The organism is Flavobacterium sp. (genome assembly GCF_030146175.1).
Taxonomy (GTDB): Bacteria; Bacteroidota; Bacteroidia; order Flavobacteriales; family Flavobacteriaceae; genus Flavobacterium.
The window spans coordinates 1-26317 of sequence record NZ_JASLCE010000117.1 but is presented as its reverse complement, the minus strand read 5'-3'; the positions used below and the strand labels follow the sequence as shown (position 1 = coordinate 26317).

At 40.2% G+C, this 26317-nt stretch carries 22 protein-coding genes and 1 riboswitch; of the genes, 2 read left to right on the top strand and 20 right to left on the bottom strand.

What is annotated here, in order from left to right:
* From dtd to Q1R07_RS13335, 7 genes are all read right to left on the bottom strand, one after another.
* Positions 1-422 (bottom strand): D-aminoacyl-tRNA deacylase (dtd, locus tag Q1R07_RS13365; protein WP_300491193.1); only part of this gene is annotated, 422 nt, incomplete at its 3' end.
* Entirely contained in the window at positions 419-1387 is a 969-nt protein-coding gene (rsgA, locus tag Q1R07_RS13360) for a ribosome small subunit-dependent GTPase A (protein WP_300491190.1), read from the bottom strand. The genes rsgA and dtd, both read right to left, overlap by 4 nt.
* Before the next feature lie 71 nt (positions 1388-1458).
* On the bottom strand, positions 1459-3111 hold the full coding sequence (locus tag Q1R07_RS13355) for a hypothetical protein (protein ID WP_300491187.1): 1653 nt from the start codon (positions 3109-3111) through the stop codon (positions 1459-1461).
* A gap of 53 nt (positions 3112-3164) precedes the next feature.
* Positions 3165-4247 carry a bifunctional 3-deoxy-7-phosphoheptulonate synthase/chorismate mutase type II gene (locus tag Q1R07_RS13350; protein WP_300491184.1) on the bottom strand — a complete coding sequence of 361 codons (1083 nt, stop codon included), beginning with the start codon at positions 4245-4247 and terminating at the stop codon, positions 3165-3167.
* Entirely contained in the window at positions 4237-5124 is an 888-nt protein-coding gene (locus tag Q1R07_RS13345) for a prephenate dehydrogenase (protein WP_300491181.1), read from the bottom strand. Before Q1R07_RS13345 ends, Q1R07_RS13350 begins: the two co-directional genes overlap by 11 nt.
* On the bottom strand, positions 5125-6273 hold the full coding sequence (locus Q1R07_RS13340; RefSeq protein ID WP_300491178.1) for an aminotransferase class I/II-fold pyridoxal phosphate-dependent enzyme: 1149 nt from the start codon (positions 6271-6273) through the stop codon (positions 5125-5127).
* A complete protein-coding gene (locus Q1R07_RS13335; protein ID WP_300491175.1) occupies positions 6270-7097 on the bottom strand; it encodes a prephenate dehydratase in 828 nt (275 codons plus the stop codon). Before Q1R07_RS13335 ends, Q1R07_RS13340 begins: the two co-directional genes overlap by 4 nt.
* A 294-nt stretch (positions 7098-7391) precedes the next feature.
* On the opposite strand from Q1R07_RS13335, the gene gldA reads away from it, so the two are divergent.
* Positions 7392-8294 (top strand): gliding motility-associated ABC transporter ATP-binding subunit GldA, encoded by a 903-nt coding sequence (gene gldA, locus Q1R07_RS13330; protein ID WP_300491172.1) that lies wholly within the window; start codon positions 7392-7394, stop codon positions 8292-8294.
* 1 nt (position 8295) lies between these two features.
* On the opposite strand, the gene Q1R07_RS13325 is transcribed toward gldA, so the two are convergent.
* Together Q1R07_RS13325 and Q1R07_RS13320 are read right to left on the bottom strand one after the other, a co-directional pair.
* The gene (locus Q1R07_RS13325; protein WP_300491169.1) at positions 8296-9039 is read right to left on the bottom strand and encodes a head GIN domain-containing protein; all 744 of its coding nucleotides are present in this window, start codon (positions 9037-9039) and stop codon (positions 8296-8298) included.
* Between the two features lie 11 nt (positions 9040-9050).
* Positions 9051-10145: an acyloxyacyl hydrolase gene (locus Q1R07_RS13320; protein WP_300491166.1), complete on the bottom strand. Its 1095-nt coding sequence runs from the start codon at positions 10143-10145 to the stop codon at positions 9051-9053.
* Positions 10146-10337: 192 nt separating this feature from the next.
* On the opposite strand from Q1R07_RS13320, the gene Q1R07_RS13315 reads away from it, so the two are divergent.
* A complete protein-coding gene (locus Q1R07_RS13315; RefSeq protein ID WP_300491163.1) occupies positions 10338-10970 on the top strand; it encodes a T9SS type A sorting domain-containing protein in 633 nt (210 codons plus the stop codon).
* A gap of 46 nt (positions 10971-11016) precedes the next feature.
* Here Q1R07_RS13315 and metF read toward each other — a convergent pair whose 3' ends face one another.
* The 11 genes from metF to Q1R07_RS13260 form a co-directional block, all read right to left on the bottom strand.
* Positions 11017-11973 carry a methylenetetrahydrofolate reductase [NAD(P)H] gene (metF, locus tag Q1R07_RS13310; RefSeq protein ID WP_300491160.1) on the bottom strand — a complete coding sequence of 319 codons (957 nt, stop codon included), beginning with the start codon at positions 11971-11973 and terminating at the stop codon, positions 11017-11019.
* A gap of 23 nt (positions 11974-11996) precedes the next feature.
* The gene (gene metH, locus Q1R07_RS13305; RefSeq protein WP_300491157.1) at positions 11997-14678 is read right to left on the bottom strand and encodes a methionine synthase; all 2682 of its coding nucleotides are present in this window, start codon (positions 14676-14678) and stop codon (positions 11997-11999) included.
* A gap of 5 nt (positions 14679-14683) precedes the next feature.
* Entirely contained in the window at positions 14684-15676 is a 993-nt protein-coding gene (locus Q1R07_RS13300; RefSeq protein WP_300491154.1) for a homocysteine S-methyltransferase family protein, read from the bottom strand.
* Positions 15677-15825: 149 nt separating this feature from the next.
* A riboswitch (SAM riboswitch) is annotated at positions 15826-15946 on the bottom strand.
* Between the two features lie 71 nt (positions 15947-16017).
* Positions 16018-17190, bottom strand: coding sequence for an aminotransferase class I/II-fold pyridoxal phosphate-dependent enzyme (locus Q1R07_RS13295; RefSeq protein ID WP_300491151.1), 1173 nt, complete (start codon positions 17188-17190; stop codon positions 16018-16020).
* Positions 17191-17212: 22 nt separating this feature from the next.
* A complete protein-coding gene (gene thrA / locus Q1R07_RS13290) occupies positions 17213-19624 on the bottom strand; it encodes a bifunctional aspartate kinase/homoserine dehydrogenase I (RefSeq protein ID WP_300491148.1) in 2412 nt (803 codons plus the stop codon).
* Positions 19621-20613 carry an alpha/beta fold hydrolase gene (locus Q1R07_RS13285; RefSeq protein ID WP_300491145.1) on the bottom strand — a complete coding sequence of 331 codons (993 nt, stop codon included), beginning with the start codon at positions 20611-20613 and terminating at the stop codon, positions 19621-19623. The genes thrA and Q1R07_RS13285 overlap by 4 nt, the downstream gene beginning before the upstream one ends.
* 102 nt (positions 20614-20715) lie before the next feature.
* Positions 20716-21174: an OsmC family protein gene (locus Q1R07_RS13280; protein WP_300491142.1), complete on the bottom strand. Its 459-nt coding sequence runs from the start codon at positions 21172-21174 to the stop codon at positions 20716-20718.
* Positions 21171-22469 carry an O-acetylhomoserine aminocarboxypropyltransferase/cysteine synthase family protein gene (locus Q1R07_RS13275; protein ID WP_300491139.1) on the bottom strand — a complete coding sequence of 433 codons (1299 nt, stop codon included), beginning with the start codon at positions 22467-22469 and terminating at the stop codon, positions 21171-21173. The genes Q1R07_RS13280 and Q1R07_RS13275 overlap by 4 nt, the downstream gene beginning before the upstream one ends.
* A gap of 561 nt (positions 22470-23030) precedes the next feature.
* Complete coding sequence (locus Q1R07_RS13270; protein ID WP_300491136.1) at positions 23031-23936, bottom strand: T9SS type A sorting domain-containing protein; 906 nt, start codon at positions 23934-23936, stop codon at positions 23031-23033.
* 149 nt (positions 23937-24085) lie between these two features.
* The gene (locus tag Q1R07_RS13265; RefSeq protein ID WP_300491133.1) at positions 24086-25045 is read right to left on the bottom strand and encodes a T9SS type A sorting domain-containing protein; all 960 of its coding nucleotides are present in this window, start codon (positions 25043-25045) and stop codon (positions 24086-24088) included.
* A gap of 349 nt (positions 25046-25394) precedes the next feature.
* A partial coding sequence (locus tag Q1R07_RS13260; protein WP_300491130.1) for a choice-of-anchor J domain-containing protein occupies positions 25395-26317 on the bottom strand: 923 nt, incomplete at its 5' end.

The window sequence follows — 26317 nt, the reverse complement described above, 5'->3', positions numbered from 1 at the left end:
GTCACCGGTCCGTCGTTAAGCAATCGCACTTTCATATCGGCTCCGAATTGACCGGTTTGAACCGGTTTCCCTAATTCTGTTTCCATTTGTTTTACGAATGTTTCGTATAAGGGTATCGCAATTTCCGGTTTGGACGCTTTGATATAGGAAGGACGGTTTCCCTTTTTGGTTTGGGCGTGAAGTGTAAACTGACTTACCACGATCATATCACCGTGGGTATCTTTTAACGAAAGGTTCATCACCTCGTTTTCATCGCCAAATATGCGAAGATTGGCAATTTTGGCGGTTAGCCAGTCAATGTCTTCTTTGGCATCGGCATCTTCGATTCCAATCAGAACCAACAGCCCTTTTTCGATTTCGGCTACTATTATTCCGTCAATGGTAACAGACGCTTCCGTTACCCGTTGTATTACTGCTTTCATTCCGTATCCTGTGCTTTTCCTTCTCCGTAGATATCCGTTCGGTAATGTTCGTCATCACCTTCTAAAATCTGGATATAACTTTTATACCGCGACCAGGCGATTTCATCGTTATCCAATGCTTCCTTAACGGCGCAATGCGGTTCTTCTTTATGAAGACAATTATTAAATTTACACTGGTCTTTCAGGGCGAAAAACTCCGGAAAATAATCCCCGATTTCCTGTTTTTCCATATCGACAATTCCAAAACCACGGATTCCCGGCGTATCGATAATTCGGGCGCCAAACGAAAGATCAAACATCTCGGCAAACGTCGTGGTATGTTGTCCTTGTTGGTGCTGATCGGATATTGCTTTTGTTTTAAGATTTAACGAAGGTTCCAGTGCATTGACCAAGGTCGATTTCCCTACTCCGGAATGGCCCGAAAACATGGATACTTTGTCTTTCATCATGGCCTTTAACTCGTCGATTCCTTTTCCTTCGGCAGCCGAAACACGCAGGCATTTATATCCGATATTGGAATAAACATACTGCAGATACAACTGTTCGTCCAGTGTCGCTTCATCGTAGGTATCAATTTTATTAAAAATCAGAACCGCTTCAATACCATAGGCTTCGGCCGTAACCAGAAAACGATCGATAAAACTCGTTGTGGTTGGCGGATTGTTAATCGTAACCAAAAGGAATACGATATCGATATTGGAGGCGATAATATGGGTTTGCTTGGACAAATTCACCGATTTGCGAACAATATAATTTTTACGGTCGTGGATGTTATGAATAATCCCCGCCACTTCGTCTGTGGATTGATCCAATTCAAAATCGACCACATCACCAACGGCAATAGGATTGGTACTCTTAATGCCTTTCATTCGGAATTTTCCTTTTATACGGCATTCAAAAACCTGATTGTCTTCGGTTTTAACACTGTACCAACTTCCTGTAGATTTATAAACGATTCCTGTCATACCGCAAAGATAACTATCTTATTATTACAAAAAAAAGGTTGCTTTTTGAGGGCAACCTTTTCTGATTTTAATTATTGTAAAACCATTCGACCTAATTTGTCCTGCGATTTTCGAGACGCATAGATCAGGAATTCCTTTTCATTTTTTCTGTAAAAAATCCCCGGACGGATTACCAATTCGTTTTTGATGGCTTCTTCCGGATCTTTTCGGGTAATCACACCGCTATCGCTAAATACAAAGATGGTCGGAACCGCATTATTGTAGTTGCCCAACGCTTTAATTTCTTCGATATCGGTTATTCCTTTATTCTTTTTATTATCGTTAAAAAGGATGCTCAACTGACCGTCTTTATAAATCGGAATGGCGCTTAGGTATTCCGGTCCTTTCCCCATAACCCCTAACGGAAATGACAATCCCAATGCCACGTTAAAGTTTCCGGAACCGCCCAGTCCCGCAAAAATATTAAGCGACGCCACGGTAACGGTTGCCGCTTGTTCTTTTGCTACAACATTACACCAATCCAGCGATCCGTCCGGTTTTAGAGCCATCACGATCATTTCGTTTGTGGTGTAGGTAATTGGCTGTACACCTAATGGACCAATTCCTTGTCGCTGACCTACATAAATAAAACGGTACTCTGAAATAACAATAAGTCCGCCGTCATTTTTCTCGATAATCGAATGAATCATATACAACGGCTTTAAGTCTTTTCCTTTTTTCGCACGACGTTCACCCAATAATTTCACTTTGGTCGCATAGTCGAACTCATTAAATTTCAGGTTTTCGTTGGTATTGTTATCCAGATTAATCGTTGCGTTATAAACTCCTTTAAGCTCTTTATTTGCTTTTCCGTTGTCTCTTACACTCGAATAAAATCCGACCAATTGCACCGTGTTTTTACTGGTAGAAATCATTTTACAGTTAATAATTTCTTTTCCGGTAAAGTTAATATCCACGACTTCTTTTTTATAACCGTTTTGGTTTTTAAACGCGAATACCTGGAATTTCTCTACTTTTTCCTTTTTCTTTTTATCGCGGTAACTTTCGTTGATCACTAAAAACACATCATCTTTTGTATTGATGTCGAAATCGGAAATTGTAAACTCATAATCTTTTTGATCGTCGTTATAGCTTACCTTTTCAATATTGGAGAAAACCGTTTTTAAATTCGGATCAAACATTTTTAGTTCGTATTTCAAAGCATCTTCCTTTTCGTAAAGTGCCGTGTGCATCGCCAACAACATATGCTCGTCTGGTGATACTTTAAAATAGAACCCTCCTCTGTCGGAACTTCTTGCCACTTCAGCTTCGAACATGGTTGTCATGTTCTTACTTAATTTCCCGTCTTCGGAATATTCAATTCCCACCAAAGTAAAGATTTTATCTTTTCTGTGGTATACGCTTCCAATAACATACAACTTACCGTTTAGAATAACAATTTCTTCAAAATCAATGTCCTTGTCTTTTAATTCCGGCAACACAATTGGTTTGTTGGAAAGCAGTTTCATTCCGCTTGCATCGAAAATCTTCAGGAAATAATCGCTTTTTCCTTTTAATCCCAATGCATAAATTTTGTTATTGGTTTCGCCAATAATTTTAATAATCTTCCCTTTCTCTTCAGTAATTTCTTCACCATAGGTAATGGAGACATTTTCCATTTTGTATTGTGAAAAAGCCGAAAAAGTTGTCATTAAGGTTACTACAAATAGTAATAGTTTTTTCATATAAGGCTTGTTAAAAAATTTCGCGATATTACGAAATTTTACTAATTAAGCCGTTAACTATTTATTATTTTCTCCTGATGCGCAATACTCTCCTGGTGGATGGCTTTAAACATTTTTAAAATAAATTCTTCACTTAGGCCGCGTTCTTCACCTTCCAGTACCATTTTTCCAAGAATTTCATTCCAACGTTTGTTTTGCAATACCGCTACGTTGCGTTCTTTTTTTAACGCACCGATGCTGTCGGCAATCTTCATACGCTTGTCAAGAATATTTAAAAGTTTGCTGTCGATTTCGTCAATCTGCGTACGCAATCCTTCCAATCGCTGATTGTAATCGTCAGCTTCATCGGTTATTTTACGGATTCTTAAATCTTTAAAAATCTGTTTTAAGGCCGATGGCGTTACTTGTTGCGCGGCATCGCTCCAGGCATTATCCGGATCGATATGCGTTTCGATGATCAGTCCGTCATAATTCAGATCGAGTGCTTGTTGTGACACTTCCAGTATCATATCGCGTTTTCCGGTGATATGCGACGGATCACAAATTAGCGGCAAATCCGGAAATTTGCTTTGCAACTCGATTGGCAATTGCCACTCCGGATTGTTTCTGTATTTTGTTTTTTCGTAGGTCGAAAATCCTCTGTGGATTACGCCCAGTTTTTTAATATTGGCATTATACAAACGTTCCACTCCTCCAAGCCATAAGGACAAATCGGGATTTACCGGATTTTTAACCAGCACGATTTTATCGGTATCTTTTAACGCATCGGCAATTTCCTGAACAGCAAACGGGTTTACAGTTGTTCGGGCACCAATCCACAATACGTCCACGTCGTGTTCTAAGGCCAGTTGCACATGATTCGCATTGGCAACCTCAACGGCCAGTAACAAACCGGTTTCCGCTTTGGCGCGTTGTAACCATTTTAATCCGATGGCTCCTACGCCTTCGAAACCACCCGGACGGGTACGCGGTTTCCAGATACCCGCTCTGAAAACACTTACATCCGAATCTTTTAATTCGTGTGCTATTTTTAATACTTGTTCTTCTGTTTCGGCACTACATGGCCCGGCGATCACCAACGGATGACTTAAATTGAAAGCGTCCAACCATGTTCTCATTGCAGCATTATTCTCCATAACTCAATTCTTTTTTTAAATGTATTCCTTTTAAGATTTCTTTTATCGCATTTGTTTGTTCCATTTCGGAATAAACCGAATCATAATCGCCGGTTTCCAGCAAGGTTTTAAAATGATTCAGGTTTTCAATATATTCGGATAATGATTTCAGTACCATTTCCCGGTTTTGTTTAAAAATGGGCGTCCACATGGCCGGAGAACTTTTCGCTAACCGTACCGTGCTTTCGAATCCACTTCCCGCCATATCAAAAATATCGCGTTCGTTTTGCTCTTCTGCAATCACTGTTTTCCCCAACATAAAGGAACTGATGTGCGACAGATGCGAAACATAAGCAATGTGTTTATCGTGTGCTTTTGGGTCCATATAGCGGATTCGCATCTTTATTTTTTTAAACAATTGCAGGGCTTTTTCCTGAATTCCAAAAGCGGTTTTCTCAATTTCGCAAATGATATTCGTCTTTCCGGCAAACAGTCCTTCGAAGGCTGCCGACGGTCCCGAAAACTCTGTTCCCGCTATCGGATGCGTCGCTATAAAATTACGCCTTTTCGAATGGTTTTCAACAGCTTTACAGATTTGTTCTTTTGTTGATCCTACATCGAGTACGACCGTATTTTCTTGTATCCGATCCAGTACTTCCGGCAAAACAGCAACTGCCTTGTCAACCGGTATCGCCAACACCACCCAATCGGCTTCCGACAATTGTTCCCAGTCGGCCTGATGATCGATGATGCCGCGTTCCAGCGCTTCTTTAACATGGCTTTCATTGGTGTCGATCCCAAAGAAAACCGCCCGTTCGTTCTCTTTCCGAAAATCGAGTGCAAAGGAACCACCAATCAGACCAAGTCCAATTATAAAAACTTTTTCTTCTCCCTTCATTTAATCAAATCGTTTTAGAATTTCTTTAATTTTCTCTTCTGGAATGCATAACGAAAATCGAATGTATCCTTCACCATTACTTCCGAAAATCGTTCCGGGCGCTATAAACAGGTTTTTATCGTATAACAATTTGTCGACAAAAGCTTCCGCCGATTTTTCGTCCGGTGGTAATTTCGCCCAGACAAACAAGCCGACGCTATTCGTATCGAACGTGCAGTTTAATTTCCGTGCCAGTTCAAAAACAAGATTTCGTCTGTTTTGATATATTTCGTTTTGTTTTGCAAACCAGGTCGAATCGCTTTTTAAAGCGGCGATGGCTCCTTTTTGGATACCATAAAACATCCCGCTGTCCATATTACTTTTTACTTTTAGCACCGCCTGAATCAGTTCTCTTTTCCCCATCACCATTCCTACACGCCAACCGGCCATATTAAAGGTTTTACTCAGCGAATTCAGTTCCATCGCCACCTCCATCGCTCCGGGAATACTCAAAATGGATTCCGGATTGTCGTTAAGTATAAAACTGTACGGATTGTCATTTACAATCAGTATCCGGTGTTTTTTAGCAAAGGCTATCAGTTTTTCAAACAACGATCGGTTTCCTGTAGCTCCGGTTGGCATATGCGGATAGCTTACCCACATTAACTTTACCCGTGAGAGGTCTTGTTTTTCCAAAGCTTCAAAATCCGGCTCCCAGTTTCGCTCGGCAGCTAAATCATAAAAAACACTTTCGGCACCCACCAGATTGGCAACCGATGCATAGGTTGGATAACCCGGATTGGGGATCAGCACACCATCTCCTTCATTTAGAAAAGCCATAGCAATGTGCAGAATTCCTTCTTTCGATCCCATTAACGGCAATATTTCCGAATCCGGGTTTAGGGCTACTTTAAAATGAGTGGTATAAAAATCGGCCATCGCCTGACGGAGTTCGGGAAGTCCCTGATAACTCTGATATTGGTGTGCGGACGGTTGCGACATGGCTTCGCGTACCGCATCCATAACGGTTGTGGCCGGTGCCAAATCCGGGCTCCCAATTCCCATATTGATCACCGGTTTCCCTTCGGCCTGCAATTCCCGTACTTCCCGCAGTTTTTGCGAGAAGTAGTATTCCTGAACCTGATCTAATCGTTTTGCTGTTGTTATCATACTACTCCTTTTTTATATTCTCCTAAAACCTTAAATTCTTTCGTCATTTCTTCCAGAGTTGCTTTTGCTTTTTCATAATCTTCATACTGTTCAAATGTGATATCGACAAAGAAGGAATACTGCCAGGGCTTTTCGATAATCGGCATTGACTGAATCTTGGTGAGATTCAATTTGTAATCGTTCATAATATTCAGAATCGTAGCCAGACTTCCCTGCATATCTTCCAACTCAAACTTTAGCGAAACCTTATCAATATCCTGTTTCGGGATAACCGAATTCTGTGCTTTTACGATCACAAAACGGGTTTTATTACTCGTTATCGTATGAATATTTTCGGCCAATACGGGAAGTTCATACATTTCGGAAGCGACCTTGCTGGCTACGGCTCCAATTCCGGAGAGCTCTTTTTCTCGGATTCTTCGTGCGGTTTCGGCCGTATCGGCATCTTCTATCAATCGGATATGCGGATAGCGGCTAAAAAACTTTTTACATTGCAATAACGCCATCGGATGGGAATGGACTTCCCGGATATCTTCAATCGTTTGTCCCGGTAAGGCCATCAGATTCATCCGGATATCCAGATAGTGCTCCCCGATGATGTGCAGTTTATTAAAATCAATAAGTGCATAATTCGGTATAATCGACCCGGCAATCGAATTTTCCAAGGCCATAATTCCGAGGTTCCGATCGTCTTCCAGTACACTTTTTACTAATTCATCGAATGACATACATTCGATAAGGGCTTTACTTTCATTGAAGTATTCTTTCGCCACCTGATGGTGGAACGACCCTTTGATTCCCTGTATTGCAATTTTCCTTTCCATATGCCAAAAAAAAATCCCGATGGAAAACATCGGGATTGTGTATTATAGTGTTATAATTCTTTCGTATACTTCGATCAAATAACCATATGACAATCCCTTTCTTCTTTCCAGAAAAAATAAAAGAAATTGTTATAATAAAAAGTGTTACTTGAATTCATTGGTTTTTCGCCATTGTATTTGAGTGACAAAATTAGAAAAAAAATATTTCCATTGACCAATATTTTAAAAAATTTATGATTTTAAAAATAATCAGCATCATTTTCTTCTTATTTTTGCTCCAAATCAGGTATTAGTATGTCTATTGAAGTTTTAAATATATCCAAGAATTACGGAGAACAAAAAGCGTTGGATTCGGTTACTTTTTCGATAAAAAAAGGTGAGATTGTTGGTTTTCTAGGTCCGAATGGTGCCGGAAAATCTACCTTAATGAAAATACTAACCACTTTTCTGGATGCCGACCAAGGTACTGCCAGCGTTAACGGACATGATGTTATAACTTCGGCTAAAGCAGTACAGCAATCTGTAGGCTACTTACCGGAACATAATCCGCTATACCTTGATTTGTATGTACGCGAATACCTGGCTTTTAATGCCGATGTATACAAAGTAGCCAAATCCCGTATTGACGAAGTAATTGCACTTACCGGCTTAACTCCGGAAAGTCATAAGAAAATCGGAGCGCTTTCCAAAGGATACCGTCAGCGTGTTGGCTTGGCGACGGCTTTATTGCACGATCCGGAAGTATTGATTCTCGACGAACCGACCACAGGACTTGACCCAAACCAGTTGGTTGAGATCCGTGAGTTGATCAAAAATATCGGAAAAAACAAAACCGTATTCCTTTCCACGCATATTATGCAGGAAGTAGAAGCGATTTGTGACCGTGTGATCATCATTAACAATGGTAAAATTGTAACCGATAAAAAACTGGATAGCCTGATGAGCGAAGATAACGAACAGGTTATTGAAGTAGAATTCGACTATCAGATTGAAGCCCAATTAATCGCTAAAATTCCTAACCTGCAATCGCACCGAAATGTTCACGATACGATTTGGGAACTTACTTTTACAACGGAAAAAGACATGCGTCCGGTCGTTTTTGATTTTGCTCAGGAAAATGGTTTAAAAACCTTACAGCTAAATCTGAAAAACAAAAATCTGGAAGCCGTATTCCGCGAAATGACGCAGAAAAAATAATTTAATTATAGACCACATGCCCGGTATAATGCTGGGCTATTTCCACTAAAGACGGGTTGTTTTTTAGCACCACATTCCCCGTACTGTAAATATCCCCTTTTATCTCCTGTTGCGGATTTACAATGATATCATTTGTACTTCGCTGAAAAACCCACACCTGTTGCGCCATCAGGTTTTGACCTTCAAAACGTTCGGCTCCGGAATAAAAGGCAATACTCAGATTGGTCACTTTTCCGGAAATACGGTATAACGAAGCCTGATTATCTTCGACAACAAGATTGGTACATTCCAGTTGCAAATCGAATATTCCCGAAGCCGTATCGGAATACATACCCGACCGGATGGCAAAATCATCAAAATGCAGCACTCCATTTGAGGAGATATTAAATTGGGAAGCCGAATAAATCCCTTTTAAATCCGGTACGGTGACATATACTTTTGTGATGTTTTTATCGCGAAACCAACTGCATCCGTTACCGTTCCGCAAAAACAATTTGTCATCCGAAACCGAAACCGAAATACCCTGTAAAAGATTTGCACCGGTTTCTACGAGTATTTTCGTTTCACTTCCTTGTTTCACAATCATTTCAATGCCTTCTCCCACGTCGATCCAGCTAAAATCAGGAGTCGTAATTTCATTGGTAACAATACTCCCGGAAGCCATAAAACAGTCCGGTGCTTTTTCGGAATTACAGGAGAACAACACAAAAAGGATGATCAATAAACAAGAATAATATTTTGTCATTTGTTTCATTTTTACAATCGGATTCCAAGACTACATTCGAGTGCTTCGGCTTTCGCGGCATGTGTTTTTAAACTTATTCCGCCGAAAACGTTACGGGTCACATAAAATTTGAGTCCTAATCGCTGGTAAAAGGACGCACTTATTTTTGCGGGATCATATACATAATAGCCCAGTTGTGTTTCGAAAGTAAAGCGGTTAACAAAAAGTTCATGACCGATAAAAATTCCGGCTCTTTTATAATCGACATTCGGGTCGCTGTTTTTTTCGTAATAAGCAATGGCCATATAGCGGATGTATTCTTTCAGATACAGTGACCAGAAGAAATCGCCTCCGAACTGAATCGCACTTTTTTTACTGATCCGTTTATCGACATACCCTGAAAGCACATAAAACGGATACTGTCCGCTTCCGATAACATCACTTTCATTAACACCACTACGGAAAGCAACAGTATAACGAAGTGGTTCGGTATAACGGGTTGTATCTTTTTCGAAAGTATATTCCGGTTCCTTTTCGCTAAAATTATAATTAAGTCCAACAGTAAAAGCCATCGTATTGGTACTGGTATTTGGCGCTTTGATATTGGCATTCGAATGATGTACCAACAGCAATCCGGTTTGTAATCCGAGGCCTTTCCAGATACGCTGCTTATTATAATTGATCATAAAATATGTAGACGGCATCAGTCGGGTACTATAGGCAAAATTTCTGAAATTACTTTCTTTATCGTATGGATTCGTACTATAAGCAACTCCCTGTCCTACCCTAAACTGAAGGTTGCGTTTTAGAAAATAAAAATTATAATGTCCGTATAAACCATATAGGTCGCCTAATGTTTCATTTTTATTTCCCTGGTATTGAAACGACAATCCGTAGTCCGGGAAATTATATTCCGATTGCCAGGCTTCATCGCCATAGGTTTTACGGTTCACACTTAAAAGTATTCCTTCCGGATGTGTGGTAATAAGATGCTTAATCGTATTATTATGTGGCAGGATATTGCCGTAAAAATAATTAGCGTCTACAAAATACTCTTTTCCCTTGCTCTTTTGGGAAAATGCATAACAGGAAAAAAATAGTACTACTAAAAAAAAACAATGTCTCATTTCGTCTTTGGCAAACAGACAAATATAGACAAATATGAATATACTTATCGCCTACCTTAAACTATTCTTATTTTTGTTAGGAAACACCGTTGCAAACCTCTCCTTCAAACTACAAAAACACATCGAACCTTACCCGTTATGATCTTATATCCAAATAAGATGATCCTTTGTATTAATTAAAAATTTTGGAAGATGAAAAATTTTTTACTCTGTTTCTTTATTAGTTATTGTTCTTATGCCCAACAACATATTGATATCCATTACTCTCCCTCTCGATCATTCATAAATATAGTTGCCGGCCCAATCGAAAGTGGTACGACAGTAACAATAAATTATTACGATTTCCCACCACAGGATTCTTCTTGGTTTTGGTTCGTTGTTTTGCCCTATGATAAAAGCAATAACTATAATCCACTGGCAGGACATGGTCGTCTGGATTATTCCGGTTACATTTATAAAAATGGCAGTTGGTCGACAACTTTTAACAGTGAAGGAGAATATGTGATTCTTATAGTAAAGAATTCATTTAATATTGAATTATTTGCAAAAATTACACTTGCTGTAACTAAAAAAAAATTAGCATTGGCCGACATTTCAGAAGTAAAAGAAGCAATCACTATTTTCCCAAATCCAACTGATGGTGTTTTCAAAATAGAAGCCGATGTCGCTATTACGGAAATACAGATTCACGATCAACTGGGACGATGTGTGCTAAAAACCGCTTCCCATTCCGTTGATATTACCGCACAACCCAACGGAATTTATTTTGCAACGATTCAGGATAGCAATGGTGCTGTTTGGAAACGAAAAATCATTAAAAAGTAAAAACACCTGACAGGTTTTGGAAACCTATCAGGTGTGTTATAAACTATTAAAATACCGTTTCGGCAATTTTCCGGATGTTTTCGGAACGCCCCATGGAATAATAGTGTAGTACTGGAATTCCGGCTTGTATTAATTCGCGGCTTTGCGCAATACACCATTCGATTCCGATTTCTTTTACGACATCATTATCGGCTGCTTTAACGATTTCTTTCACCAGTTCGTCAGGTAAATCCACTTTAAAACGATGTGGAATCTGATTGAGCTGTTTTTTCGTAGAAATCGGTTTTAATCCCGGAATAATCGGAACTTCAATTCCTTCTTTTCTGCATTTGGCTACAAAATCGAAAAACTTTTGATTATCAAAAAACATCTGCGTGATAATATAATCGGCTCCGTTTTTGATTTTTTGTTTCAGAAAATGAATATCGCTATCCAAGCTCGGTGCTTCCATATGCTTTTCCGGATAACCGGCTACACCGATACAAAAGTTGGTTTTATTTGTATTTTGCAAATCCGCATCCAGATAAATTCCATTATTCAGATTACTGATTTGTGTTACGAGTTCGCTTGCATAATGATTGCCTTCTTTTTCCGGTTTAAAGTAGATTTCGCTTTTTACCGCGTCACCGCGTAATGCCACAACGTTATCAATTCCGAGAAAATCCATATCGATCAGGAAATTTTCGGTATCTTCTTTGGTAAAACCGCCACATAAAATATGCGGAATAGCATCTACCAGATATTTATTCTGGATTGCCGAACAGATTCCAACCGTTCCCGGTCTTTTTTTAACGATCTTTTTTTCGAGCAATCCGTTAGGCAACTCTTTATATTCGTACTCTTCCCGGTGATAGGTTACATCGATAAACGGAGGTTTAAACTCCATCAGCGGTTCGATATTGTCAAATATGCATTGGATATTCTGTCCTTTCAGCGGTGGTAATATTTCGAAAGAGAACAGCGATTTCCCTTTTGCATCAGCTATATGTTGTGTTACTTTCATTTGGATACTATAATTTCGTTTTGTTAATCGGCTATATTCGGATTCAGCCATTTTTCGGCGTATTCATACGGTACCTTACGACGTTGGGCATAATTTCGAACCTGGTCTTCTTTTATTTTTCCCAATCCAAAATATTTACTTTCCGGATTTCCGAAATAATAACCCGATACCGAAGATGCCGGCCACATGGCCAGACTTTCCGTCAGTTTTACTCCGATTTTGTTTTCTACATCGAGTAATGTCCAGATTGTATTTTTTTCGAGATGATCCGGACAAGCCGGATAACCGGGTGCCGGGCGGATTCCTTTATACTTTTCGGAAATCAGTTCATCATTGCTCAGAATCTCATCAGAAGCATATCCCCAGATTTCTTTTCGTACTTTTTCGTGTAGGTATTCGGCAAACGCTTCGGCAAATCGGTCGCCCAATGCTTTGATCATAATAGCGTTGTAATCGTCGTGAGCCGCTTCAAATTCAGCCGCTTTTTCATCCACTCCAAAACCGGTTGTGACACAAAAAGCGCCTATATAATCCTGTTTCTCACTTTCTTTTGGCGCTATAAAATCGGACAAAGCAATATTAGGCGCTCCTTTTGTTTTTTGTGATTGTTGTCGCAGCGTTAAAAACGTCTCCAATACGTTCCCCTTTTCATCATATACTTCGATATCGTCGTCGTTTACCTGATTTGCCGGGAAAACGCCATAAATTCCTTTGGCTTCCAACCAGTTTTCGGTTATCAGCCGGTGCAACATTTTTTGCGCATCCTGAAACAATAGTACCGCCTGTTCTCCTACCACTTCATCTTCTAAAATGTTTGGGTATTTCCCATGTAAGTCCCAGGTTCTGAAAAATGGGGTCCAGTCGATATAATCGACCAGCTCTTCCAATCGAACTGTAATTGTATGTACTCCTGTTTTACGCGGCTTTTGCGGTGTAAACTGATCCCAGTTGAGCGTCAGTTTATTGGCGCGTGCTTCGGCTAATGTCAGGAAGTTTTTATCGCGCGAACGGTTTAAAAAACCTTCCCGTAATTCGTCGTATTCCGAACGAATGGCTTTGGCATAATCACTTTTTACATTTTGATTGATCAGATTTCCTGCGACGGTAACCGCACGGGATGCATCGTTCACATGTACTACGGTTTCCGAATATTCCGGTGCGATTTTAACCGCCGTATGCGCACGGGAAGTTGTCGCTCCACCAATCATCAGCGGAATTTTTATATTGAGCTTATCCATCTCTTTGGCCAGATACACCATTTCGTCCAGCGATGGTGTGATCAATCCACTCAGACCGATAATATCTACCTGTTCTTTAATTGCGATTTCGATAATTTTTTCCGGTGGAACCATTACCCCTAAATCGATGATTTCAAAATTATTACACCCCAAAACTACCGAGACAATATTTTTACCGATATCGTGTACATCGCCTTTTACGGTTGCCATCAGTATTTTTCCAGCCGAACGGGACGCTCCGTCTTTGCCCGCTTCGATAAACGGCAACAAATAGGCCACCGCTTTTTTCATCACCCGTGCCGATTTGACCACCTGCGGCAGGAACATTTTTCCACTTCCAAACAAATCGCCTACAACGTTCATTCCGGCCATCAGGTTTATTTCGATCACTTCAATCGGTTTCTTTGCCAATTGGCGTGCTTCTTCCACATCGAGTTCTACAAACTCATCGATCCCTTTTACCAATGCATGCGTGAGTCGCTCCTGTACGGTTCCGTTACGCCATTCCTGGTTTTGTTTTTCGATCGTTTTTGCATCGCCTTTTACATTTTCGGCAAATGCCAACAGTCGCTCTGTTGCGTCATCCCTACGATCCAGCAATACGTCTTCTACATGTTCCAGTAAATCTTTTGGAATTTCATCGTATACTTCCAGCATTTCCGGATTAACAATTCCCATCGACATTCCGTGCTGAATGGCATGATACAGGAAAGCCGAATGCATCGCTTCGCGCACCCGGTCGTTTCCTCGGAAGGAAAATGACACATTACTCACACCACCACTCACATTAGCATACGGCAGGTTTTCCCGAATCCATTTTGTAGCCTCGAAAAAGTCAAGTGCATTGCGACGGTGTTCTTCCATTCCGGTTGCTACGGGAAAGATATTGGGATCAAAAATGATGTCTTCCGCCGGGAATCCCACCTGATCAACCAAAATATCGTAGGAACGCTTACAGATTTCAATCCGGCGTTCGTATGTATCTGCTTGTCCGGCTTCATCAAAAGCCATCACAATCACAGCCGCACCATATCGTTTGATCAGTTTGGCATGATGGATAAATGTCGCTTCGCCTTCTTTTAAACTGATGGAATTCACGACACATTTTCCCTGAACCACTTTTAAACCGGCCTCGATGATTTCCCATTTGGAACTATCAATCATAACCGGTACACGGGAAATATCGGGTTCGGAAGCGACAAGATTCAGGAATCGGGTCATTGCGGCTACACCATCGAGCATCCCTTCATCCATGTTAATATCGACGATCTGCGCGCCACCTTCTACCTGAGCGCGGGCAATATCGAGTGCCTCTTCATATTTTTCTTCTTTTATCAGGCGCAAAAATTTCCGTGATCCGGTCACGTTGGTGCGCTCTCCTACATTCACGAAAATACTTTCCGGAGTGATAATCAACGGTTCTAATCCTGATAATCGCAAGTATTTTTTACAATCTGCTTCAGCCATGCTATCTATTCTAAAATTCTGGGTTGGTATGCTTTCGCCACTTCGGCAATCAGGCGGATATGCTCCGGAGTGGTTCCGCAACAGCCGCCAATAATATTGATCAAATTATCATCGAGATATTCTTTTATCAAGACCTGCATTTCTTCCGGTGTCTGATCGTATTGTCCGAAAGCATTAGGCAATCCGGCATTTGGATGTGCCGATATATTAAAAGAAGTATTGTGTGCCAATCGTTTTAAATATGGTTTTAGCTGATCGGCTCCCAAAGCGCAGTTAAATCCGACACTTAGCAACGGAATATGTGAAATCGAAATCAAAAAAGCCTCAACAGTTTGTCCGGACAATGTCCTACCGGAAGCATCAGTAATCGTACCACTTACCATTACCGGGATATCGAGATTGCGCTCTTCTTTTACCTCATCGATGGCAAACAAAGCGGCTTTGGCATTCAGTGTATCAAAAATGGTTTCCACCAGTAATATATCGCTTCCACCATCAATAAGTGCTTCGACCTGTTGTTTATAGGCGATGCGCAAATCATCGAAAGTAACGGCGCGATACCCGGGATCATTTACATCAGGTGACATACTGGCCGTACGGTTGGTTGGTCCTATCGAACCGGCGACAAACCTTGGTTTTTCGGGATTTTGAGCCGTAAATGTATCGGCTACTTCCCGGGCAATTTTAGCCGATTCGTAATTGAGTTCGTATACCAGATCTTCCAGGTGATAATCGGCCATACCGATAGTCGTTCCCGAAAACGTATTGGTTTCGACGATATCGGCACCCGCGTCAAAATACTGCGCGTGGATTTCGCGAATCGCCTGTGGTTGTGTAATGGAAAGGAGATCGTTGTTTCCTTTTAGCGGATGCGGAAAGTCTTTAAATCGTTCTCCTCTAAAGTCTTCTTCCGAAAAGTTGTATCGCTGTAACATCGTTCCCATTGCTCCGTCGAGAATCAGGATTCTGTTTTGCAGCGCTTCATTAATCTTTGACATTTTTTAGTTTTTTTTTAGTTTTGGCCAAAGTCAATACGAAAACAGCGCAGATAGCACTATACCCCTATTGCCTTAGCTTTTTGCCGTTCTGAAAATCAGCGTAAAAAATGTCATCCGTAAAGAGAGAAGGAATACCAGAAAAGTATTCTTTGTTATCTATCCTGAAAACCAATTTGCATTGTTTTCGGGTAGAATGTAGCACCTTCTTTAAAGTGTAAAGGGTTGCTAAGGCTTCATCGGGTCTATTCCCTCTGCCTTTCGTGATAACATTTCAGTCTGTATAAGAACAGTGCAAAATAACGCAATTGTTTTATACCAACCAAATTTCCGTGCTTAAATTGCTATATGAGTGCTTGTTCGAGATCGGCAATGATGTCGTTTACACTTTCCAAACCGGCCGAAATCCGTACTAATCCATCGGTAATGCTCACCGCCAGGCGTTCCTGTTCCGTGAGTTTACTATGTGTGGTAGAAGCCGGATGCGTAACGATCGTACGGGTATCGCCTAAATTTGCCGACAACGAACACAGTTTGATTTTGTCCAGAAACTGTCGTCCGGCAGCAATCCCTCCTTTGATTTCGAAGGCAACGATGTTTCCGCCCAATCGCATTTGTTTTTTTGCGATCTCATATTGCGGATGTGACTTTAAAAAAGGATATTTTACGGTTTGTACATTGGGATGACTCTCTAAAAAGTGAGCGATTTTCTCGGCATTTTCACAATGTTTTTCCACCCGAACCGGTAGTGTTTCCAAACTTTTTGACAAAATCCAGGCGTTAAATGGTGATAATGCCGGCCCGGTATTTCGCGAAAACAGATAAATCTCCCGGATCAGTTCTTCTTTTCCAACCGTCACGCCGCCCAAAACCCGACCTTGTCCGTCGATTAATTTGGTTGCCGAATGGATCACCAAATCGGCTCCAAAGGCAATTGGATTCTGAAGATACGGTGTCGCAAAACAGTTATCTACAATCAGAATCAGGTTGTGTTTTTTAGCAATTTTTCCCAGATACTCCAGATCGAGAATGTCCACGGCGGGATTGGTTGGCGATTCGGCAAACAGAATACGAGTGTTCGGTTGGATATAACTTTCGATCGTTTCCGGCTCGGTAATATTAAAGTAGCTGGTTGTAATATTCCATTTTGGAAAATACTTTGTAAAAAGCGTATGGGTCGATCCGAATACACTACTAGCCGACACGATATGATCACCGGCATTTAACAGCGCGGCAAAGGTCGAATACACCGCCGCCATTCCGGTAGCAAAGGCATAACCCGACTCGGCACCTTCCATTTTGCAGATTTTCTCCACAAATTCGCTGGTGTTTGGGTTGGAAAACCGACTGTAAATATTCCGGTCTTTTTCTTCGGCAAAAGAAGCCCGCATGTCTTCGGCATCTTCAAAAATAAAACTGGACGTAAGGTACAACGGTACCGAATGTTCCAAATACTGACTGCGTTCTGTCTGGGTTCGAATGGCCTGCGTTTCGAATCCCAATGCTGAGTTGTTCATGGTTTTGTTTGTTTTAGGATAATTATTTCTTTTCCGATAATCTTAAAATGTCTCCAAAGACACCTCTTGCGGTTACCGAAGCGCCGGCACCGGCACCTTGAATTATGATTGGCTGATCGCCGTACGAATCGGTATAGATTTCAAAAATCGAATCGGAACCTTTTAATTGTCCCAACGCGGAATTCCCCGGAACAGAGACCAATTTCACATCGAGATTACCTTTATCCTGTTGTAAGTCGCCCGACAATTCGCCGATATAGCGTAATACATATCCCGGTTGCTGCTTTTCTTTTACCGACTGATAAAGTGTGTCCAGTTCGGAAATCCGGTTTAAAAACTCCGAAGCGCTACCTTGCTGTAATTTTTCAGGGATCAGGTTTTCTATTTTAATTTCTTCAAATTCATTTTGCAGGTCGAGTTCCCGAGCGAGGATCAATAATTTACGCGCCACATCGTTTCCACTTAGATCTTCGCGCGGATCGGGTTCGGTAAAACCTTTGTCAACCGCTTCCTGTAACACCTGACTAAATGGTCTGTTTTCGACTGAAAAATGATTGAATAAATAACTTAATGTCCCGGAAAACACGCCTTTTATTTTGGTGATATTTTCTCCGGAAAGGTGTAACAATTTAATGGTATCAATAAGCGGTAAACCCGCGCCTACATTGGTTTCGTATAAATAATTTTTCTGATTATCGGCCAGTGTTTTACGGAGTTTTTGATAGAACGCATATCCCACGGTATTGGCTATTTTATTCGACGAGATCAGATCAAAACTTTTTTCGGCCAGCGGAATATAATTTTCGATAAAATCGGCACTAGCGGTATTATCAATGGCAATCAGATTTTCCAGATGGTGTTCCTCGGCATAATCGATCACGTCATCCACACTGTATAATTTTCCGTTTTGCTGAATTTCTTCCCGCCAATCGGCTGTAATTCCGTCTTTATTTAATAGCACTTTTCTGGAATTTCCAATGGCAAAAATGTTGAGTTTGATTCCCTTTACCTTTTCAATATTCTCTGCGGAAGCCAAAACCTGATCAATCAGCGTTCCGCCAACCAATCCATGTCCGAAAACAGCTATATTGATTTTTTTGGCCACTCCGAAGATTTCTCCGTGAATCACATTCAGCGCCTTATGGGTTTGCGCTTTTTGGACAACCAAACTCACATTTTTACCGGTTACGGTATTATTAAACAATACCGGTACAATTTTATTTCGGATTAAAGCCGTATACGGTTTGTGGAACGTACTCAGATCCTGACCAATAATTGAAATCACTGCCACATCATCGTTGGCCGTAATTTTACTTACATCTTTATTATAAAAATCATTTTCAAACTCACGTTCCAAACCTACGATTGCTTTGGTCACTTTATCGGCCGCCACTATAATTCCGATTCCCCTTTCGGACGATCCCTGTGAAATAATACTCACACTAATCTCATTATCGGCCATTACACGGAAAATACGGGCATCGATTCCGGTTTTTCCTAAAAGGCCTCTCCCTTCCAGGTTGATCAATGCTACATTGTCCATTACCGAAAGCGTTTTAATTCCTTCGTTATCGGATATAGCCGTGATCAGCGTTCCTTTATTAAGATGATTAAAGGTATTCAGTACCCGTAGCGGGATATTTTTTTCGATAAGCGGGACGATGGTTTTTGCGTGTAATATTGTTGCTCCGAAGTTAGCCAGCTCGTTGGCTTCGTTAAACGAAAGCCGGTCTATTTTTTTAGCGTCTTTTACCAGATCGGGATTCGCGGTATAGATGCCATCCACATGGGTATAATTTTGTAGTTCTTCTGCTTCGAGATAATTGGCAATTAAAGAGGCGGTATAATTGCTACCGTTACGGCCCAAGGTGGTGGTTTCGTCATTGACATTCGATCCGATAAACCCGGTGATGACATTGATCGTGGTGCCATTATGTTGTTTGAAGTGATTGAGGATGTTCTTTCGTGAAGTCTGTTCCAGTGGTTGTGCATTTCCGAATTTGGTATCGGTCTTGATCAATAAACGCGTATCGGAAAAATGGGCATTCAATCCTTTTTGTTGTAAGGCATCGGTGACTACCTTTGCCGCGATGACTTCGCCCTGAGCCAGTACGTTATCTTTAATTTTCAGACTATAATCACCTAAAAGTGCCACGCCCTCGAACAACTTATCCAGAAGGGAAAACTCATCGGAAAGATCGACGGCCGAGTTCCCTTGTTGCTCCTTTTTAAACGTTTCCAATTGTTCGATATAGGATTTGTTTTTCGAAGCGGCTTCCAGTATTTGTTCCAGTTCGTTGGTCGCATTTCCAATAGCCGAAACCACTACTGCAATCTTTTCCTTATTTTCTACTTTTTCCTGAATAATGCGGAGTACCTTATCAAAGCCGCCATTATAGGCCAGTGACTTCCCTCCAAATTTTAATATCTTCATTGTGCTTTTTGTTTTGTTTTTATAAATATGTTGCGGAGTATTGTATTTAATTGTTCGAACTCAATCAGGAAGGCATCGTGCCCGTGTATGGATTGTATTTCGTGATAGTAAACGTTGGTATTGACTCGTTTCAGAATTTCATAGGTTTCCCGGTTTTGATCGGCTGTAAAGAAATAATCGCTATCAACAGCCACTAAGTGAATGTTGGCATTTGTTTCTTTTCCAAACTGTAAAAAATTGCCGCAATGGGTATCTTCGCCTATGGTTTTTAGTAAGTGATTCATCAGTTTATAGGATGCCAGTTGAAACCTACTTTTCAATTTTTCACCGTGGTGTAATAACCAGCTTTCCACCTGATACTGTTGTCTGATTTCCTGTTGTTCCCGGTTAAATTTTTTGTTTAACGACAGAGGCGTACGGTACAATAACATGGCATGCAGTCGGGCATCGTGAATCGGGTTTTCGGAATTATTCAGAATTTTATCCTGAACCATTACGTTGGCAATTAGCCAATCGGTCGCCTTCCAATCGGTCGCAACGGGTATCAGGTTTTCGATCTGCTGTGGTTTTAGGAAGGCCATTTCCCATGCAATTCCGCCACCAAGACTTCCACCGATTACCGCGAACAATTTTTGAATTCCGAGGTATTCCAAACCTTCCCAAAAAATTCGGGCAATATCCTTAGTTGTAAAGTCCGTATAGTTATGAATCAGATTTTCCGTATTTCCGTCATATCCATTACCGGGTATGTTAAAGGCTATTACGGTATAATAATCCGTATCGATAACCGCATCAGGGCCAATAAGGCTTTGCCACCATCCGTTTTCGCCGGTTACCTGCGAGTTGCCGGTTAAGGCATGGTTCACCAAAACCACCGGAGCCGTTCCTACGGGTTGTCCGAAATACTGATAATACAACGGAATCCACCTTTTGACAACGCCATTCTCCAATGCAAAATCAAACAGATCTATTTTATATACGCTATTCATTTTCTACTTTTTTTGAAACTGCCTCTAACTTTTGCAGACGTGTTAGAGGCAGTAAAAACAAACAAAACAACTTAATTTTCTTTCCGGTTTCGGGATCGTTATTTAGATTACTTCCGACTGGTTGTATTCTTTTACCAGTGTTAGCAATACTGCAGATGTATTTAACAGACTGTCTCTTAACGGGCATCTTTCTTTTACGATGTCAATCCATTGTTTCAGTACTACCAGGGAAGCATCAGTAGTTGGTTTTACCACTACTTCTATGCATTTTAATCCTGGTCTGCTATTGGTTTCGATCCCTGCTATTTTACTGGTTTCCAGTTCTCCTGATATTTCTACCTGAAGGGCTTTCAGCTCCAGTTTAAGCTCTCTGGCAACAATGTGTCCCACGGCGTTTATACTTCCGGCTAGTCCTGCCAGTAAAAATTCAACCGGGCTGGGACCATTCTGGTCACCCAGAACTACATTATTACTTATTCTTACTTTGAAATTCTGTGTTTTAACAACAAACTGGTCGCTGTTTTCAACAAATCCTAATACGTTTACTATTTTGTTACTCATGACGTTACTTCTCTTTTTAATTTAACTTTTTCAAATGCTTGTTTTAAGTCGGCTTTCAGGTCTTCCAAATCTTCCAGACCTACCGACAAGCGGACCAAATCTCTGGTCACTCCGGTCGTCAGCTGTTGCGCTTCTGTCAATTGCTGATGGGTTGTACTTGTTGGATGAATAATCAGTGATTTGGAATCTCCAATATTGGCCAACAGTGAAAACAATTCGGTTGCATCGGCCACTTGCCGTGCGGCATCAAATCCACCTTTTAATCCGAAGGTTACTACACCGTTTTGTCCTTTTGGCAGGTATTGCTGTGCCAGTTCGTAATAACGACTGGAGGATAATCCCGGATAATTTACCCAGGCAACCTCATCCTGTTGTTCCAGCCATTGTGCCAATGCCAATGCATTTTCGCTGTGTTTTTTCACCCGAATATCCAGTGTTTCCAATCCCTGAATAATCTGAAAAGCATTAAACGGACTTAAAGCAGCACCAAAATCCCGTAGCCCTTCGATTCTCACTTTGGCGATAAAGGCCGCATTTCCTAAAGCTTCGTGGTAAACCAATCCGTGGTAACCTGCAGATGGCTCGGTAAATTCCGGGAATTTCCCGTTGCTCCAGTCAAAAGTTCCGGCATCGATAATTGCTCCTCCTAAAGACGTTCCGTTTCCGGAAATATATTTTGTCAGGGAATGAATTACGATATTCGCACCGTGTTCAATCGGGTTAAGTAAATACGGTGTGGCTACGGTATTGTCTACAATAAACGGCACCTTAAATTGTTGAGCCTGCTTGGAAATGGCCTTGAGATCCAGTACATCCAGCTTTGGATTTCCGAGGCTTTCCGCAAAAAAGGCCCGCGTATTTTCCTGAGCCGCTTTTGTAAAATTCTCCGGATCCGAAGGATCTACAAATGTGGTTGTGATTCCCAATCGCGATAAGGTTACATTCAATAAGTTATACGTTCCGCCATACAGGCTGTTGGACGCTACAATATGATCTCCCGATCGCAGCAAGACTAGCAAAGTCGTAGCGATAGCTGCTGTTCCCGATGCTGTTACCACCGCTCCGATACCACCTTCCAAAGCCGCCAGGCGTTGTTCCAGTATATCATTCGTCGGGTTATTTAATCGGGTATAGATATATCCTGCTTCAGTTAATCCGAACAGATTAGCAGCGTGTTCGGCATTATTAAAAACATAGGATGTTGTCTGATAAATCGGTACGGCACGTGTTCCTGCGTTATTTTTTACGTTATGTCCAGCGTGCAATGCGTTTGTTGAAAATTTCTGAGTGCTCATGTTTTTATTGATTTTAAAGTTAGATTTTGATTAAAAAAAAAGTCCTTTTGGCGCTTTACCAAAAGGACTTTACAGTTTGAACTATATAAACTAGACTAAGTCATTCGCTTTTGGCAATAGCAATGGGTTGCGTACATACAAATACACATCATTCGTTTCATCATCATTTTAATTGCTGTTACCTTCATTTTGTTTGGATTCTTATTGTTTAATTTTTAATTGCGATCTATACTTGGATTGTTGTTAAATAAAAAAAGCCCCTGCGTTTTGCAGAGGCTTTGATGCTATATTTTTAAAATGAGACTTTCAAAATTAAGCAAGAGTATCCTCTGCGGAACGTTTCCACATCATAATACACATATATCGCTTAATTGATTTCATTTTGTTATTTCTATTTGATGGAGCAAAATTGAAAACTATTTTTGGAATAACCAAATAAAAAATGCTTTTTTTTAATTTATTTTTTAGGATTATATATTTAAATACTACGTATTTAATTTTTTCCAAAGGGCATTATTTTTTAGCCTAAATCATTTTTCAACCATTTTGCCGGTATCATTTTTAGTTTTTAATAAACTTTGAAGTCCCTTTTCCTTCACTGGTTTCCACAGCAATAAAATATACACCAGACGTTAATCCGACCAAATTAACCTCCACTGCTGCTTTCTTTTGTACTAACAATTGTTTTACTACGCTTCCGCTTACATCGGTGAGTTCAATTTTTTTAATTTCGATATTATTTTTAGCGGAAATATTCAGCACATCTTTAGCCGGATTTGGAAAAACGGAAAAGTTATTGGCAAAAAAATCTGCTGTCGATAATGTACTGGTAGTTACTTCAAAATCGTCCATCATAAACAAGTGCACATCTGATGCTACAAAATGAATCCCGATTCGCACGGTTTGATCAGCATAGGTATCCAGATTATAGTGCTTTTGTTCCCATTTCTCGGAAACTGTTAACGGTGTTTCTCCGGAAATAATTGTAAAATCTGCCGGATCAATTGGTTTTTTGGCCTCGATATAAACCCCAACTTTATACGCTTTTACACCTGTAGCTTTACCCAAAGATTTTACCCAAAAATGTAGTTCGTTGGCAGAAACTCCCAAATGTATTGGCGGACTTATCAGCCAGTCGTTATTAGGTCCTTCTCCTCCTTCTTCCGGCAAAAGAGCGGCAAATGCCCCTATAAATTTATTACCGGTTTTAGCATTAAGATTGGCATTTAAAATCCCTATGCTTATGGGATTGAATACAATAAATGCCTGTGGCTCCAATCTATTTTTCCATACGGCACCAAGTCCGACTGTTCTCGATTTGTCCAAATCCAACGTAATCCAGTCTCCAATATCTTTAATACTAAAATCTTCATACGTTTCAAAACTATCTTCAAAAAGTATTTTTGTATTCGTCGTTTGCGCCTGTATCGTTATCGAAAAAAGTAAACCAAAAAGTAATTTCATCATAATACCTTAATTTGAATTCACTCCAATCTCTATATTTTTTTTAACAGATCACTATTTTTAGCTTTTTTATATCAATAAATGAATGATTTTTCCATAAAAAGACCTGTTCTCAATAAGAACAGGTCTTTTATAATGCAAACTTATTATTTTTAGTTTTTCAAAAACTTAGAAGTAGCGGTACCTTCGTTTGTTTGTACGGAAACAAAATAAGCTCCTGTAGTCAGATCAGCGATACTGATTTGTGTTGCTGTTTGTGCCGGAGCAGTTGCCGTTTTTACGGTTCTTCCGTTTAAATCTGTAATTTGAACAACCTTAATTTCCATTCCGTTTTTAGCCGCAATGTTTAACACATCCTGAGCCGGGTTCGGGAAAACGGAAAAGTTTTGGGCAAAGAAATCCTGTGTTCTCAAAGTAGCTGTGGTTACTTTAAAATCGTCTATCATAAAAAAGTACTTATTTTTCGAAACATTATGAATCCCGATTCGTACTTTCTGATTGGCAAAAGCATCCAGATTAAACGTTTTCTGCTCCCAATCCGGGGTCGTACTTAATGGTAAGGTATCAGCATCGCTAATGTTAGCAATTAAAGTAAAATCATCTGAACTGGTAGGCATTGCAGAACCCGCATAGATCCCTACGGTGTAGTTTTCCAATACACTTCCCGCTTCGATTTTCAATCGATTCTTTAAAGATTTTACCCAAAAACTCACTTCATTTGCCGAAGCGCCCAACTGTATTTGCGGACTGATCAACCAATCATCATTTCGATTTTTTTCGCCTTCTTTCGGTATGATTGCCCCCCATGATCCCATATATTTAGTTCCTTCCTTTGCTGAATAAAAATCTGACACTTTGGTTGCACTAATTGTATTATTAGGATTAAAAACAATAAACGCGTGCGGTTGATATCTATTATTCCAATAAAATTCAGGATCACCCATAGTAGGCGACTCATCAAGGTCAAGTGTTATCCAGTTACCGATATCGGTAATACTAAAATCAGTATAGGATTCAAAACTATCTTCAAAAAGCGTTGTAGTTCCTTTTTGCGTTTGCGCATTTACCATGATCATCGATAGTAACGCCATAAAAAGTAATTGTATTCTCATTATAATATAAATTTTAGATATTCGATTTTCGAATTTCCTTCAAAATCGGATATGATCATCAATATCTGACCTATATTTACATGATAATGAATCATTTAACCTGATTTTACATTACAAACACTATTCCAATTAAACTTTTATATTTCAGTTATTTACGTTATGATCATTTTACAACCAAGCAAAATTATTTTTCTATCCCTCCTTATTTATCGTAAACATCTGCTGCTATCTGATATTATTTGTAGTATTGATCAAGACATATCAGCCTTAAACCGATAATCTTCCAAAACAAAAAAGGCCCACCCGAGTCAGTCGGGCAGGCTTGATAAAATAATTATAGCGTATTTATTTAGTTTTTCAAAAACTTAGAAATTGCAGTACCTTCGTTAGTCTGTGCAGAAACGAAATACATTCCAGCTGATAAATCCGCAATGTTGATTTGTGCTTCTGGTTGTGTTTGAACCGCAACCGATTTTACAATTCTTCCATTTAAATCTGTAACCTGAATTCCTTTGATCTCCATTCCGTTTTTAGCAACAATGTTTAATACGTCCTGAGCCGGGTTCGGGAAAACGGAAAAGTTTTTAGCAAAGAAATCTGTTGTTGACAAGGTACCGGTAGTTACTTTAAAGTCGTCGATCATTAAACGGTAATGTGTCTCCGTATGATGAATTCCGATTCGTATGGTTTCCCCGGCATAGGCATCCAGATTAAATATCCTTTCCAACCAGTTACCATTTAACTCGTCCAGTAAACCTACCACTACAACATTTCCTTCTATTGTTTCAAAATCGGATGAAGCTGTCGGATTTCCAGTCCCTTTATAGACCACAACTTCATACGTTTCTTTTCCTCCTAAAACAGAACGATCCCTCACCCAAAAACGGAGTTCATTTGACAATGCTCCCAGTGTAATTGGCGGGCTAATTAACCAATCATCTTTTGTTTTCAGGCTTCTGATTTTATTACTAAAACTGGCAGCACATTTAGGACCTGTTCTTGCCCTTAACAAATCTGTTTTCTCACTGGATAAATCGTAGTAAATACTACCTTTTATTGCGACATCACGATTAAAAATAATAAATGCCTGAGGTTTATCATGGTTTTCCCACCTATTAAAAGATATCGGAATATTTCCATCCAAATCCAGCATAATCCAGCCTCCAACATGATCAATAGCAAAATCCGGATAGGTTTCAAAGCCATCTTCGAAGAGGGTTCTCTGCGCATTTATCGTACCCGATGCTAATAAAATAAATAAAAACAATTTCA

Bases quoted from the DNA above. Each gene is read 5' to 3' on its own strand.
- rsgA (WP_300491190.1), bottom strand. From the start codon at position 1,387: ATGACAGGAATCGTTTATAAATCTACAGGAAGTTGGTACAGTGTTAAA.
- Q1R07_RS13355 (WP_300491187.1), bottom strand. From the start codon at position 3,111: ATGAAAAAACTATTACTATTTGTAGTAACCTTAATGACAACTTTTTCG.
- Q1R07_RS13350 (WP_300491184.1), bottom strand. From the start codon at position 4,247: ATGGAGAATAATGCTGCAATGAGAACATGGTTGGACGCTTTCAATTTA.
- Q1R07_RS13345 (WP_300491181.1), bottom strand. From the start codon at position 5,124: ATGAAGGGAGAAGAAAAAGTTTTTATAATTGGACTTGGTCTGATTGGT.
- Q1R07_RS13340 (WP_300491178.1), bottom strand. From the start codon at position 6,273: ATGATAACAACAGCAAAACGATTAGATCAGGTTCAGGAATACTACTTC.
- Q1R07_RS13335 (WP_300491175.1), bottom strand. From the start codon at position 7,097: ATGGAAAGGAAAATTGCAATACAGGGAATCAAAGGGTCGTTCCACCAT.
- gldA (WP_300491172.1), top strand. From the start codon at position 7,392: ATGTCTATTGAAGTTTTAAATATATCCAAGAATTACGGAGAACAAAAA.
- Q1R07_RS13325 (WP_300491169.1), bottom strand. From the start codon at position 9,039: ATGACAAAATATTATTCTTGTTTATTGATCATCCTTTTTGTGTTGTTC.
- Q1R07_RS13320 (WP_300491166.1), bottom strand. From the start codon at position 10,145: ATGAGACATTGTTTTTTTTTAGTAGTACTATTTTTTTCCTGTTATGCA.
- Q1R07_RS13315 (WP_300491163.1), top strand. From the start codon at position 10,338: ATGAAAAATTTTTTACTCTGTTTCTTTATTAGTTATTGTTCTTATGCC.
- metF (WP_300491160.1), bottom strand. From the start codon at position 11,973: ATGAAAGTAACACAACATATAGCTGATGCAAAAGGGAAATCGCTGTTC.
- metH (WP_300491157.1), bottom strand. From the start codon at position 14,678: ATGGCTGAAGCAGATTGTAAAAAATACTTGCGATTATCAGGATTAGAA.
- Q1R07_RS13300 (WP_300491154.1), bottom strand. From the start codon at position 15,676: ATGTCAAAGATTAATGAAGCGCTGCAAAACAGAATCCTGATTCTCGAC.
- Q1R07_RS13295 (WP_300491151.1), bottom strand. From the start codon at position 17,190: ATGAACAACTCAGCATTGGGATTCGAAACGCAGGCCATTCGAACCCAG.
- thrA (WP_300491148.1), bottom strand. From the start codon at position 19,624: ATGAAGATATTAAAATTTGGAGGGAAGTCACTGGCCTATAATGGCGGC.
- Q1R07_RS13285 (WP_300491145.1), bottom strand. From the start codon at position 20,613: ATGAATAGCGTATATAAAATAGATCTGTTTGATTTTGCATTGGAGAAT.
- Q1R07_RS13280 (WP_300491142.1), bottom strand. From the start codon at position 21,174: ATGAGTAACAAAATAGTAAACGTATTAGGATTTGTTGAAAACAGCGAC.
- Q1R07_RS13275 (WP_300491139.1), bottom strand. From the start codon at position 22,469: ATGAGCACTCAGAAATTTTCAACAAACGCATTGCACGCTGGACATAAC.
- Q1R07_RS13270 (WP_300491136.1), bottom strand. From the start codon at position 23,936: ATGATGAAATTACTTTTTGGTTTACTTTTTTCGATAACGATACAGGCG.
- Q1R07_RS13265 (WP_300491133.1), bottom strand. From the start codon at position 25,045: ATGAGAATACAATTACTTTTTATGGCGTTACTATCGATGATCATGGTA.